Genomic DNA, 12,242 nt, shown 5'->3' with positions numbered 1-12,242 from the left:
CACGACGCCCCCTCCCCGAACAGGGAGGGAGAGGGTTTCCACTCCGCCTGCTTACGGCTAAAGCCCGGCCATGAGCGATCTGGTCCAAGCCCATCCGTCCGGCGGTTACATCCTGGACGAAATGTTCGTCGGCATGACGGCCGAGAAACACGTCGAGATCACCGAGGCGCGCATCGTCCAGTTCGCCGAGGCGTCCGACGACTTCAATCCGGTGCATATGGACGAGACCTATGCCGCCAAGACCGCCTATCGCGGGCGCATCGCCCATGGCCTGCTGTCGGCCTCGATCGGTTCGGCGGTGGTCGGCACCATGCTGCCGGGCGCGGGGGCCATCTTCCTGTCCCAGACCCTGTCGTTTCAAAAGCCGGTTCGCATCGGCGACGTCCTGACCGCCCGCGTCACCGTGGCCGAGATCGACCCCGAAAGCGCCCGCGTCGTGCTGAAGGCCCAGGGCCTGGTCGGCGAAGAGGTGGTCATGGATGGCGAGGCCCTGGTCCGCGTGCCGCGCCGCCGTCGGCCGGCGAAGGACTGACTTGGCCGCCGAGATCATCCGCGGCCCGCGCGACCTGCCCGCCGGGCTGAAGGGCGCGGCCGTCGCCGTGGGCGCCTTCGACGGGGTGCATCGCGGACACCAGGCGGTGATCGCCGACGCGGCCCGCGCCGCCCGCGCGCTGAACGCGCCCCTGGGCGTGGTCAGTTTCGACCCGCATCCGCGCCGCTTCTTCCAGCCGGACGCCGCCCCCTTCGGCCTGATGACGCCGGACCAGATAGCCCAGGCCCTGGGCGAACAGGGGGTCGAGCGCCTGTATCTGCTGGCCTTCGACGCCGAGATGGCGGGGATGAGCGACCGCGACTTCGCCGAACGGGTGCTGGCCCAGGGCCTGGGCGTCCGTCATGCGGCCGTCGGCTTCGACTTCACCTTCGGCAAGGGCCGCACCGGCTCGCCCGAGGCGCTCAGGGCCTATGGCGCCGAACTGGGCTTCACCGTCTCGGTGACCGACCGGATCGACGACCCGGACGGGCTGAAACTGTCGTCATCGGCCGTGCGCGAGGCCCTGAAGGCCGGGGACATGGCGCGCGCCGCCGCCATACTGGGCCGCCCCTTCGCCATCGCGGGCGAAGTGGTTCATGGCGACAAGCGCGGCCGGACCATCGGCGTGCCCACCGCCAACGTGCCCCTGGGCGGCTATATGCGCCCCGCCTTCGGCGTCTATGCGACCCGCACCCGCCTGGCCGACGGCCGCGTCTTCGACGGCGTGGCCAATCTGGGCGTCCGGCCTATGTGGCGGACACCCGAACCGATGCTTGAGGTCTGGCTGTTCGGCTTCGACGGCGACCTGTACGGCCAGGTCGTCGAGACCCAGTTGATCGCCTGGCTGCGGCCGGAAATGACCTTCGACGGCCTGGAGGCGCTGAAGGTCCAGATCGACGCCGACGCCCAGGCCGCGCGCACGGCCCTGGCCGCTATTTCAGCGTCGCGATGATCCGTTCCAGCAGCGAGGTCTCGCCCGCCGGGACCACGTCGGCGATCTTCCAGCTCTGACCTTCGCGCTCCAGCTTCAGAACCTGGGTCTTGGCCTGGCCGTCGACGGTGAAGGCGACGGCGGCGTCGGCCTTGAACCTCTCGGTCGGCGTCAGCGTGACCGAGGTCAGACGCACCTGCCCGTCCTGACAGCCGCAAACCGGGTCGAAATTCAGGAACGGGACCTGGCCCTGGTTCTGGCGGAAGTCGGCGCCGGCGGCGGCGTTGAAGGTGCGGCCGTACATCGGGTCACGGCCGGGCGGCGGCGTTTCGCCCGCCGCGTTCGCCTCATACATCGCATAGACCGCGCGTACGAAGGGTTCCGCCCCCTCGACGGCGGCCTGATAGACGGCGGGGCGGCCGGGCGGCAGGGTCGCGGCGGCCGGAGCGTCGGCGGGTTCGGCGGCGTCGGGGTCGGAACAGGAGGCCAGACTGGCGGCCAGAGCGGCGGCGGCCGTGGCGATCAGGGCGAAATGGCGCATGACGTCCTCACTGTGGAGCCGACTATCCGCGCGGACGCGCCGCCCGACAAGGGTCAGTCGCGCCCCATGGCCTGTTTGCCCGTCTCGATCCGGGCGTTGGACGCGGCCAGGTTCTCGGCCAGCGACGGATGGCCGGGGTTCATCACGTCGTCAACGCGCCAGCCGTCGGCTTCGCGCACCAGTTTCAGCAGGGCCGTCTGGTCTTCGCCCGCATTGACGAAACGCACCGTCGCCTCGACCGAGCCGTCGGCCCGCACCGGCGACAGGGCGACCGAACGCACCGACAGATTCTCCCAATCCTGACAGTCGCAGATGGGATCGGCGTCCAGATAGGGCAGGTCCCCGTTCGCCAGTTCGGCGTCGCGCCGGACCAGGGCGCCCATGCGCCGCGACCAGACCCGGCGTCCCGACCACGGCGCGGCGTCACCCGCCGAATAGCTGGCGTACAGCGCCCGAACATAGGCTTCGGCCCCTTCGGCCGGGACCTGAGGCGGCGGCGCGGGCAAGGCGGTCAGGATCGCAGTCTCGGCTTCCTGTGCGGGTTGGCGGTCACAGGCCGTCAACATCAGAGCCAGGGCGATGACGAGGCGTCTCATGGGGGTCCCTCCCGCATTCTCGTCATGCTGCGCTCGTCGCTTGCCGCCGCCAAGCTCGCGGTTCCTGACGATCCGCGCTGGCGTCCCCGCCCCGGCGTCTGCTAGACCGCCGGAACCATGACCGTCCGCGTCGTTCGCAAGATTTCGATTAGCCGCCCGGCGTAGCGCCACAGGGCATTCGCCCCACGCACGTCGGGACTGAAATCAAGACGCGAACCGATCATTCAAGACGCCGAGACTTTCCATGGCCGACGCCAACGACACCACCTCCTCCGGCCGCGATTACCGCGACACCGTCTTTTTGCCCGACACGCCGTTTCCGATGCGCGGCGGCCTGCCGCAGAAGGAGCCGGTGATCCTGGAGCAGTGGGGCGACCTGTACGGCTCGCTTCGCGCCCTGCGCCAGTCGCAGAAGGCTCCGCTGTACGTGCTGCACGACGGCCCGCCCTACGCCAATGGCGACATCCACATCGGCCACGCCCTGAACAAGACGCTGAAGGACTTCGTGGTCCGCAGCCGCTTCCTCTTGGGTTACGACGTCGACTTCGTGCCCGGCTGGGACTGCCACGGCCTGCCGATTGAATGGAAGATCGAGGAGCGGTTCCGCAGCCAGGGCAAGCGCAAGGACGAGGTGTCCAAAGCCGCCTTCCGCGCCGCCTGTCGCGAATACGCCGCCGGCTGGATCGATGTGCAGCGCGACCAGTTCAAGCGCCTGGGCGTCCTGGGCGACTGGGACCGCCGCTACGCCACCATGGACTTCGCCACCGAGGCGGCCATCGTCAAGGAATTCCACCGTTTCAAGAACTCGGGCCAACTGTATCGCGGGTCCAAGCCGGTGATGTGGTCGCCGGTCGAGCGCACCGCCCTGGCCGACGCCGAGGTCGAATATCATGACCACGTCAGCCCGACGATCTGGGTGAAATTCCCGGTCACAGGGGTCAGCGACGACCACCCGGACGACCTGCTGGCCTTCCGCCACGCCACGCCGTCGGTGGTGATCTGGACCACCACGCCCTGGACCATCCCGGCCAACCGGGCGATCAGCTATGGTCCCGAGATCGCCTATGGCCTGTATGAGGTCACGGCCATGGAGACGGGGCTGGAGTTCGAGCCTTGGGCCAAGCCGGGCGAGCGGTTCATCGTCGCCGACAAGCTGGCCGAGGACGTGCGCACCGCGGCCAAGATCGCCGAGTGGACCCGTATCGACGCCGTCAATCCGTCAGGGCTTGAGTGCGCCCATCCGCTGGCCCCGCTGCACCCCGGCTATGGCTTCGCCGTGCCCCTGTTGGCGGGCGATCACGTCACCGACGACGCGGGCACGGGCTTCGTGCACACCGCCCCCGGCCACGGCGCCGACGACTTCGAGGTGTGGAAGGCCCACGGTCATCACGAGGTGCCCGACACGGTCGATCCCGACGGCGCCTATTACGACCACGTCCCGCTGTTCGGGGGGCTGAAGGTGCTGGAGACCGAGGGCAAGAAGACCGGCAAATTCGGCCCGGCCAACGGCGCGGTCATGGACAAGCTGATCGAGGCGGGCGCCCTGCTGGCGCGCGGCCGGATGGAGCATTCCTATCCGCATAGCTGGCGATCCAAGGCGCCGGTCATCTTCCGCAACACGCCCCAATGGTTCATCCGCATGGATGAGTCGCTGAACGACGGCGACACCCTGCGCGAGACCGCGCTGCGCGCCATCGACGAGACGGTCTTCTATCCGGCCGTGGGCAAGAACCGCATCCGTTCGATGGTCGAGGGTCGTCCCGACTGGCTGATCAGCCGCCAACGCGCCTGGGGCACGCCCCTGGCCATGTTCGTCGACAAACAGACCGGCCAGCCGCTGCACGATCCCGAGGTCGACGCCCGCATCGCCGCCGCCGTCGCGGCGGGCGGCGCCGACGCCTGGTTTGAAACCCCTGACGCGGCCTTCCTGGGCGCCCACGACCCGGCCCGGTACGAAAAGGTCGAGGACATCCTGGACGTCTGGTTCGACTCGGGCTGCACCCACGCCTTCACCCTGGAGCCGCGCACGCCCGAGCAGGGCTATACGGGCGACCGCCCGTCGCACTGGCCGGCGGATCTGTATCTGGAAGGTTCGGACCAGCATCGCGGCTGGTTCCAGTCGAACCTGTTGGAAGGCTCCGGCACGCGCGGCCGCGCGCCCTACAAGGCCGTGCTGACCCACGGCTTCACCCAGGACGAGAACGGCGAGAAGATGTCGAAGTCCAAGGGCAACACCACCGATCCGGCGGTGGTGATCAAGGAGAGCGGGGCCGACATCCTGCGTCTGTGGGTCGCCCTGGTGGACTATGCCGAGGACCAGCGGATCGGAAAACAGATCCTGCAAACCACGGTCGACGCCTATCGCAAGCTGCGCAACACCGTCCGCTATCTGCTGGGCGCCCTGGCCGGGTTCGACGAGAGCGAGCGCCTGCCCTACGACCGGATGCCGCCGTTGGAGCGGTTCATCCTGCACCGGCTGTGGGAACTCGACGGCCAGGTCCGCCAGGCCTATGCGGAGTACCGTTTCCAGGACGTGGTGCGGCCGGTGCTGGAGTTCTGTTCCGGCGACCTGTCGGCGCTGTATTTCGACATCCGCAAGGACAGCCTCTATTGCGACCGCCCCGACGCGGATCGCAGGCGCGCCGCCCGCACGGTGATGGACGAGGTCTTCATGCGCCTGACCGCCTGGCTGGCCCCGCTGACGCCCTTCACCATGGAAGAGGCCTGGACCACCCGCTTCCCCGACGGCGGCTCCAACTGCGCGCGCGTGATCCCGGACACGCCGGCCGAATGGCGCAACGAGGCCGAGGCCGCGCGCTGGAGCCGCGTCAACGCCGTGCTGGAGGTCGTCAACGAACAGTTGGAGGCGGCGCGGCGCGACAAGATCATCGGCGGGGCGCTGGACGCCTGGCCGCGCGTGTCCGGCCCGGCCGAGGCCCTGTCGGCCTTCGACGGTCTGGACCCGGCCGAGGTCTTCCGCACATCGGGCGCCGAGCTGGCTCCCGGCGGCGATGGCGTGAGCGCTGAAGTCCGCCTGGCCGAATACGCCAAATGCGCCCGCTCATGGCGCCGCGTGCCGGACGTCGGCTCGGACCCCGCCTACCCCGACCTGTCCGCCCGCGACGCCGACGCGGTGCGGTGGTGGGACGCACAGCGGGCCTGACCTTTGCCTTCTCCCCCTCGAGGGAGAAGGCAGGATGACGCTTTCCCTCTTCGCCCGCGCGCCGGTTCCTGCTACCGGCGCGGCATGAAGATCACTCGTCTCGCGGTCACGGCCTACGCCTTCGCCCTCATCGTCATCGTCATCGACCAGATGACCAAGGCCTGGATGATCGGCGCCGATCTGCGCGAGCTTGGGCGCATCCCCGTTCTGCCGCCCGTCCTGAATTTCACCTGGGTCGAGAATACGGGCGTCAGCTTCGGCCTGTTCGGCGGCGGCGCCGCGCGCGGGGCGCTGACGGTCTTTTCGATCGCCGTCTCGGGCGTTCTGGCCTGGTGGGCGACGAAATCGGATCGTCGCCTTCTGACCACCGCCCTGGGCCTGATCATGGGCGGCGCGCTGGGCAATGCGATCGACCGCGTGCGCTTCGGCTATGTGGTCGACTTCCTGGACTTCTCCCAGACGGGCGTCTTCCCCTGGGTGTTCAATGTGGCCGACAGCGCCATCACGGTGGGCGTCGCCCTGTTGCTTCTCGACAGCCTGTTGTCCGACCGCCCGGCCAAGGTTGGCGCGGCCAACGAAAAGTCGTAATGACGCGGTCTTCCTAGACCCGTGATCGCGCGTGAACCGCGCCCGGAGCCTGAACTGAACATGCGAATCCGCCGCGTCGCCGCCCTGTCCCTGCTCGCCGTTTCGGCCCTGGCCTTGACCGCCTGCGGCGGCATCCGTCAGTCGATCGGCCTGGTGAAGGTCGTGCCGGACGAGTTCGTGACCGTTTCGACCGCCCCGCTGACGGTGCCGCCGGAATACGGCCTGCGTCCCCCGGCCCCCGGCCAGCCGCGCCCCCAGGAACTGGCCCCCGAAAGCGCCGCCCGTCAGATCCTGCTGGGCCAGCGCCAGGCGGTGACCCGCACGCCGGGCGAACAGGTCCTGACCGCCCAGGCCGGCGCCGATCGCGCCGATCCCCTGGCCCGCTACGTCATCGACGACGAGTTCGGCGACCTGGCCCACAAGGACCCCAGCTTCGCCGACCGCGTGCTGTTCTGGCGCCGCAACGACCCGGCCACCCAGGTCGCGACCACCGCCCAGACGTCGAGCGGCGCGGTGACCATCGACGCGACCAGCGAATATCAGCGGCTGCAAGCCCTGACCGGCGGCCAGGCGGGCATATTGATCGCCCCGCGTCGCAGCGGTTTCAAACTGCCCGGTCTGTGACCCTCGCTTGATCGGGGCGCCGGTTTGCCGCGCCTCGGTTTAGCCGCTATCTGCATTGAGCGTGGCGGGATCGACGCCGGTCCCGGCGCGACACCAATTTTCCGCCTGGCCCGATTTTTCCGCTTGGATTGAACCCGATGCGTCGCGTCTTCTTCGCCCTCGCCGCCGCCGCCCTGGCCGGCGGAACCCTGGCCACCGTCGCCGAGGCTCAGGTCGCCACGCGCGGCAGCCGCAGCACCGAAGGCCGCCGCGAGACCGCCGACGGAACGGATCAGGACGCCAACCGCAATCGGCCGCGCATCCAGCCGCTGCGCCGCCGCGCCGCCGCCGGTCCCTGCCCCTATGTGAAGATCCTGTACGAAGGCGCCCGCTACGTCGAACTGACCGACAACCGGCCGTCGATGCAGAACGTCGGCTTCACCGGCGAGATCGAGGGCCTGGTCTCGGACTGCGCCTATCAGTCGGACGAGCCGATCGAGCTGGAGATCCGCACCCTGTTCAACCTGGGTCGCGGCCCCCAGGCCCAGGGCGACCAGCGCACCTATCGCTATTGGATCGCCGTGACCGAGCGGAACCGCGCCGTCCTGGCCAAGGAGTATTTCGACCTGCCGGTCAATTTCGAGGGTCAGCAGACGGCGTCCGTCACCCAGGACAACACCATCCTGATCCCGCGCGCCACGGCCACCGTGGCCGGTGATAATTTCGAGGTTCTGGTCGGCTTCGAGGTCACGCCGGAAATGGCCGAGTTCAACCGCTCGGGCAGCCGCTTCCGCATCCCGGCGGGCCAGCCGCAGACGCCCGCCCAGGCCCCGGCTCAGACCCCGGCGCCCGGCGCCCAATGACCGATCTCAGGACGGCTCTAGGCGAAGCGGTCCAGGCCGCCTTCGCCGCCGAAGGCGTGGCGGGTTCCCAGGGGCGCGTCACCGCCTCGGATCGACCCGATCTGGCCGACTTCCAATCGAACGGCGCCCTGGCCGCCGCCAAGTCGATCGGCGCCAATCCGCGTGAACTGGCCGCCCGCGTCGCCGCGCGGCTGGACGGCGATCCGCGTCTGGTCTCGGTCGAGATCGCCGGTCCCGGCTTCATCAACCTGAAGGTCTCGGATCAGGCCCTGGCCGCGCGCGCGGCCCAGGCGGCGGGCGACGCCGTGCACGCGGGCGCCTCCACGGTCGCCGAACCGCGCAGGGTGATCATCGACTACGCCGGGCCGAACGTGGCCAAGCCGATGCACGTCGGCCACCTGCGCAGCTCCATCATCGGCGAGAGCCTGAAGCGGCTGTTCCGTTTCCGCGGCGACACCGTCTGGGGCGACGCCCATTTCGGCGATTGGGGCTTTCAGATGGGCCTGCTGATCGTCGCCGCCGGCGACGAGGGCAGGGTCGACGCCTTCCTGCCCGAGGGCGAAGGTCCCTTCCCGAGCGAAAGCCCGGTGACGCTGGAGGACCTGGAGCGCCTGTATCCTTTGGCCGCCGCCAAGGCCAAGGAAGACCCCGACTTCCGCGACCGCGCCCGCAAGGCGACGGCCGAACTTCAGGCCGGACGTCCCGGCTATCGCGCCCTGTGGTCGCATTTCGTCGCCGTCAGCCGCACGGCGCTGGAGCGTGAATTCGGCGCGCTGGGCGTGACCTTCGACCTGTGGAACGGAGAGTCGGACGCCGACCCCCTGATCCCCGACATGGTCGCCGAGCTGAAGGCGCGCGGCCTGGCCGAGTTCGATCAGGGCGCCTGGATCATCCGCGTGGTCGAGGACGGCGACAAGCGCGAGCTGCCGCCGCTGTTGCTGGTGTCGTCGGAAGGCTCGGCCATGTACGGCACGACCGATCTGGCCACCATCCTGCAACGCCGCCGCGACCAGGACTTCGACCTGATCCTCTATTGCGTCGATCAGCGTCAGGGCGACCATTTTGAACAGGTGTTCCGCGCCGCCTACAAGGCCGGCTACGCCGCGCCGGGGCAGTTGGAGCACACCGCCAACGGCACCATGAACGGAACCGACGGCAAGCCCTTCAAGACCCGCGCGGGCGGGGTGCTGAAGCTGCACGACCTGATCACCCAGGCCAGGGACAAGGCGCGCGAGCGGCTGAAAGAGGCCGACCTGGGCGCCGATCTGCCCGAGGCCGAGTTCGAGGAAACCGCCCACAAGGTGGCCGTCGCCGCGCTGAAATTCGCCGACCTGTCGAACGCGCGGACCACCAGCTACGTCTTCGACCTGGACCGGTTCATGTCGTTCGAGGGCAAGACCGGGCCGTATCTGCTGTACCAGGCCGTGCGCATCAAATCCCTGCTGCGCAAAGCCGCCGACCAGGGGCTGACGCCCGGCGCCATCGCGGTGGCCGAACCGGCCGAGCGCGACCTGGCCCTGACGCTGGACGCCTTCGACCAGGCCGTCTCCGACGCCTATGACAAGCGCATGCCGCACCTGATCGCCGAGCACGCCTATCGTCTGGCGCAGTCGTTCTCGAAATTCTACGCCGCCTGCCCGGTGTTGATCGCGCCGGACGACGCGACCAGGGCCTCGCGCCTGGCCCTGTCGAAGGCCGCGCTGGATCAGTTGGAGATCGCGCTGGACTTGCTGGGCATCGCGACGCCGGAGCGGATGTAGGGTTCAGCCCGGCTTCTTCTCGCCGAAGGCGTCCTGGACTTCGTCTTCGGTGATGCGCTTGGACGGATCACCCGGCTGGCCCAGGTTCTGTTCCTCGGTGCCGTCGCCCATGACGCCGGGCGTGGTGTTGATGATGATCGGCTTGTCTTGCTTGTCGGTCATGGCGGTGCTCCTAAGGTGGATCGTTCAACGCTAACAGACAGGCCTCGTTCCTGTCAGCGCCGGAAACCGTGATGTCTCAGCCCCAATCCCTGGACGCCTATATCGACGGCCTGCCCAAGGCTGAACTGCACCTGCATATCGAGGGCAGTCTGGAACCCGAGCTGATGTTCGAGCTGGCCCGGCGCAACGGCGTGTCGATCCCGTTCGACAGCGTCGAGGCCGTGCGCGCGGCCTATGATTTCTCGAACCTGCAAGACTTTCTCGACATCTATTACGCGGGGGCGAACGTCCTGCTGACCCGGCGCGATTTCGAGGATCTGGCCTTCGCCTATTTCCAGCGCGCCGCCGCCGACAATGTCCGCCACGCCGAAATCTTCTTCGACCCCCAGACCCACACCGACCGCGGCGTGGCGATGGAGACGGTGATCGAGGGCCTGTGGGACGGCATGACCCGCGCCGAGAACGAGCTGGGCGTCACCTCCAAACTGATCCTGTGCTTCCTGCGCCATCTGGACGAAGCCGCCGCCTTCGCCACGCTGGAGGCCGCAACCCCCTTCCTCGACCGCATCGTGGGCGTCGGGCTGGATTCGTCCGAGGTCGGCCACCCGCCGTCGAAATTCGCGCGGGTCTTCGCGCGTGCGGCCGAACTGGGCCTGAAGCGTGTCGCCCACGCCGGAGAGGAAGGCCCGCCCGCCTATGTGCATGAGGCGCTGGACCTGCTGCACATCGACCGCATGGACCACGGCAACCGTTCGATGGAGGACGAGGGCCTGATCCGCCGCCTGGCCGGCGAACGGATGACCCTGACCGTCTGTCCGCTGTCGAACCTGAAACTGTGCGTGGTCAAGGACCTGAAGGACCACCCGGTCCCCGAGATGCTGCGCCGGGGTCTGCACGTGACCCTGAACTCGGACGACCCGGCCTATTTCGGCGGTTATGTGAACGCCAACTACAAACAGTTGGCGGCGGCGGTCGGCCTGACCCGCGAACAGGTGACCCAGATCGCCCGGAACAGTTTCGAGGGCAGCTTCCTGAGCGAAAGCGAGAAGGCGCGTCATCTCGCAAAGATCGACGCCTACGCGGCCTGACCCTGCCGCCGGTTGGGGCGGTCCTCTTCATTCGCCTAAATGTTCCTGATATGTTCCCGTCATGGGCGATGCGGTTCCAGACGGCGGAGAGGATGGTGCGGGCCTGCGCTGGCTGTTCCTGGACCTGAACGCCTATTTCGCCAGCGTCGAACAGCAGATGAACCCGGATTGGCGCGGCAAGCCCGTCATCGTGCGGCCCGCCCCCAGCGAACACACCGGCGCCATCGCCGCCAGCTATGAATCCAAGGCCTTCGGCGTGCGGACGGGCATGCGGGTCTCCGAGGCGCGCGCCCTGTGCCCCGGCCTGATCGTCGCCGACGCCCGGCCCGACCTCTATGTGAAGATCCATCACCGCATCATGGCGGTGCTGGACCGCCATGTGCCGATCTTCAAGGTCGGCTCGATCGACGAGGCGTCCTGCGAACTGACCCGCGGCCAGCGACGGGTGGACCAGGCCGTTCCCCTGGCCCGGGCCGTCCAGGCCGCGATCCGCAAGGAGGTCGGCGACTGCCTGCACTCTTCCGTCGGCCTGGCGCCCAGCCGATTCCTGGCCAAGACGGCGTGCGGGATGCAGAAGCCGGACGGCCTGACCGTGCTGCGCGCCGACGCCCTGCCCGGTCCCTTGCTGGGCCTGTCGCTGTCGAAATATCCCGGCGTCGGCCCGCGCATGGTCAAGCGGCTGGCGGCGGCGGGGATCACCGACACGGCCGGGCTGTGGGCGCTGGACGCCCGCCGCGCCCGCGCCCTATGGGGCAGCGTCGAGGGCGAGCGGATCTGGCGCGGCCTGCGCGGCCTGGACAGCGACACGCCCCCGCCCAAGCCCATCGCCTCGATCAGCCACAGCCATGTCCTGGCCTCGGCCATGCGCACGCCCGAAGGAGCGCGGGCGGTGGCGCGGCGGTTGATCGTCAAATGCGGCGCCCGGCTGCGGCGGCTGGGCCTGACCGGCGGGTCCCTGGGCCTGCATATCGACCTGGACGAGCCGCAAAAGCGCGGCGGGTGGGCGAGCGGCTTCAACGTCGCCGTGCCCCCGACCAGCGACACCTTCGTGCTGTTGGCGGCGCTGGAGACTCTGTGGCGGCGGGCGGCGCCCGGGCTGGGCGCGCGGCCGTCCTATGTCGGGGTGTCGATCCACGCGCTGAAGCCAATCGGCGAGACCGCGCCCGATCTGTTCGACCCCGGCCCGGACCAGGGCGGCGCCTCGCGTTCGCTGCGTCTGTCGCAGGCCCTGGACACGCTGAACCGCCGCTTCGGCAAGGATACGGTCAGCATCGGCCCGCGCCCCGACCTGCCCGCCTATGTCGGGGCCAAGATCGCCTTCAACCGCATCCCCGAGTTGGACGAGTTCTGCGAATGATCGGCCTCGCTTGACTTCGGCCCGGAGTCGGGGCCTTAGGTCGGCGCTCTCGCGGGAG

12 protein-coding genes are annotated in these 12,242 nt (G+C 69.0%); 9 read left to right on the top strand and 3 right to left on the bottom strand.

Features of this window, described 5'->3' with window-relative positions:
* Positions 1–70: 70 nt before the first annotated feature.
* Complete coding sequence (locus tag V7D63_RS03975; protein ID WP_442882111.1) at positions 71–532, top strand: MaoC family dehydratase; 462 nt, start codon at positions 71–73, stop codon at positions 530–532.
* A 1-nt stretch (position 533) separates the two neighbouring features.
* A complete protein-coding gene (locus tag V7D63_RS03970) occupies positions 534–1,484 on the top strand; it encodes a bifunctional riboflavin kinase/FAD synthetase (RefSeq protein WP_333590960.1) in 951 nt (316 codons plus the stop codon).
* Here V7D63_RS03970 and V7D63_RS03965 read toward each other — a convergent pair.
* Together V7D63_RS03965 and V7D63_RS03960 are read right to left on the bottom strand one after the other, a co-directional pair.
* Entirely contained in the window at positions 1,465–2,004 is a 540-nt protein-coding gene (locus tag V7D63_RS03965) for a DUF3828 domain-containing protein (protein WP_333590959.1), read from the bottom strand. The genes V7D63_RS03970 and V7D63_RS03965 overlap by 20 nt on opposite strands.
* Before the next feature lie 53 nt (positions 2,005–2,057).
* Positions 2,058–2,600: a DUF3828 domain-containing protein gene (locus V7D63_RS03960; protein WP_333590958.1), complete on the bottom strand. Its 543-nt coding sequence runs from the start codon at positions 2,598–2,600 to the stop codon at positions 2,058–2,060.
* A gap of 244 nt (positions 2,601–2,844) precedes the next feature.
* Here V7D63_RS03960 and ileS point away from each other — a divergent pair, with 244 nt between their 5' ends.
* From ileS to argS, 5 genes are all read left to right on the top strand, one after another.
* Positions 2,845–5,763 (top strand): isoleucine--tRNA ligase, encoded by a 2,919-nt coding sequence (gene ileS, locus V7D63_RS03955; protein ID WP_333590957.1) that lies wholly within the window; start codon positions 2,845–2,847, stop codon positions 5,761–5,763.
* Between the two features lie 84 nt (positions 5,764–5,847).
* Positions 5,848–6,351, top strand: a complete 504-nt coding sequence (gene lspA, locus V7D63_RS03950) for a signal peptidase II (RefSeq protein ID WP_333590956.1) — start codon at positions 5,848–5,850, stop codon at positions 6,349–6,351.
* Between the two features lie 60 nt (positions 6,352–6,411).
* Positions 6,412–6,975: a DUF3035 domain-containing protein gene (locus V7D63_RS03945; protein ID WP_333590955.1), complete on the top strand. Its 564-nt coding sequence runs from the start codon at positions 6,412–6,414 to the stop codon at positions 6,973–6,975.
* Positions 6,976–7,112: 137 nt separating this feature from the next.
* Complete coding sequence (locus V7D63_RS03940; protein WP_333590954.1) at positions 7,113–7,817, top strand: Tat pathway signal sequence domain protein; 705 nt, start codon at positions 7,113–7,115, stop codon at positions 7,815–7,817.
* The gene (gene argS, locus V7D63_RS03935) at positions 7,814–9,577 is read left to right on the top strand and encodes an arginine--tRNA ligase (protein ID WP_333590953.1); all 1,764 of its coding nucleotides are present in this window, start codon (positions 7,814–7,816) and stop codon (positions 9,575–9,577) included. The genes V7D63_RS03940 and argS overlap by 4 nt, the downstream gene beginning before the upstream one ends.
* A 3-nt stretch (positions 9,578–9,580) precedes the next feature.
* Here the strand turns inward: argS and V7D63_RS03930 are convergent, their stop codons facing one another.
* The gene (locus V7D63_RS03930) at positions 9,581–9,739 is read right to left on the bottom strand and encodes a hypothetical protein (RefSeq protein ID WP_333590952.1); all 159 of its coding nucleotides are present in this window, start codon (positions 9,737–9,739) and stop codon (positions 9,581–9,583) included.
* Positions 9,740–9,810: 71 nt separating this feature from the next.
* On the opposite strand from V7D63_RS03930, the gene V7D63_RS03925 reads away from it, so the two are divergent.
* Positions 9,811–10,827: an adenosine deaminase gene (locus tag V7D63_RS03925; protein WP_333590951.1), complete on the top strand. Its 1,017-nt coding sequence runs from the start codon at positions 9,811–9,813 to the stop codon at positions 10,825–10,827.
* Between the two features lie 61 nt (positions 10,828–10,888).
* A complete protein-coding gene (locus V7D63_RS03920; RefSeq protein WP_333590950.1) occupies positions 10,889–12,184 on the top strand; it encodes a Y-family DNA polymerase in 1,296 nt (431 codons plus the stop codon).
* The last annotated feature ends 58 nt before the right edge of the window (positions 12,185–12,242 follow it).

The organism is Brevundimonas sp., assembly GCF_036732845.1.
In the GTDB taxonomy this organism is placed as follows: domain Bacteria; phylum Pseudomonadota; class Alphaproteobacteria; order Caulobacterales; family Caulobacteraceae; genus Brevundimonas.
The sequence above is the reverse complement of the archived record's forward strand: the minus strand, read 5'-3'. Positions and strand labels throughout refer to the sequence as shown.